Consider the following 570-nt stretch of genomic DNA (forward strand, 5'->3'; position numbering starts at 1 on the left):
GCTTTATATTGCTTTTGCAGTTCTTGATCTAAGTGGGGCTTAAACGGTGTTTCTGTAAGACTTTGCGGATTTTCCCGGTAGATATACAGCCCTTCGTCTATCACTTTGACACGCGCGGCTTGGCGGAACGCTGCCAAGTTAAACGGAGAGTCCTCGGCAAAACGGATATCTTCATGGAACAACAGCCCTTGCAATGCTTCTCGCCGGTATATATAGCGCCACACATACCAAATAAACCGATGTTCGTGCGCGCGTGTCAGCAATGCAGTCATTTCATCCGCTGTGAAGACGCGGCCCGCCGGAATGGACGGCGGCATATATGTTCTTTCTTTAGACGGCGTTTCCTTATAATAACCGCAGCCGGCGATATCCAGCCGGTTCTTCTCCGCTTCTTCATAAAGCCGCTCGAACATCGTTTCCGTCACATAGTCATCGCCGTCCGCAAAACCGATATAACGGCCGCGGGCGGCTTTTATTCCGGCATTGCGGGCCGAGCTGAGGCCGCCGTTTTCTTTATGAATCACCCGGATCCTCGTATCTTCTGCGGCGAATTGTTCGGCAATCCGGCCT

General features: G+C 51.9%; 1 protein-coding gene. It reads right to left on the minus strand.

The features are described 5' to 3' along the window. Positions 1-570: glycosyltransferase (locus tag ACFVXG_RS46135; protein ID WP_387936504.1), on the minus strand; the 570-nt coding region annotated here is incomplete at both ends.

It is taken from the genome of Kitasatospora sp. NPDC058162 (assembly GCF_042884005.1).
In the GTDB taxonomy this organism is placed as follows: domain Bacteria; phylum Actinomycetota; class Actinomycetes; order Streptomycetales; family Streptomycetaceae; genus Kitasatospora.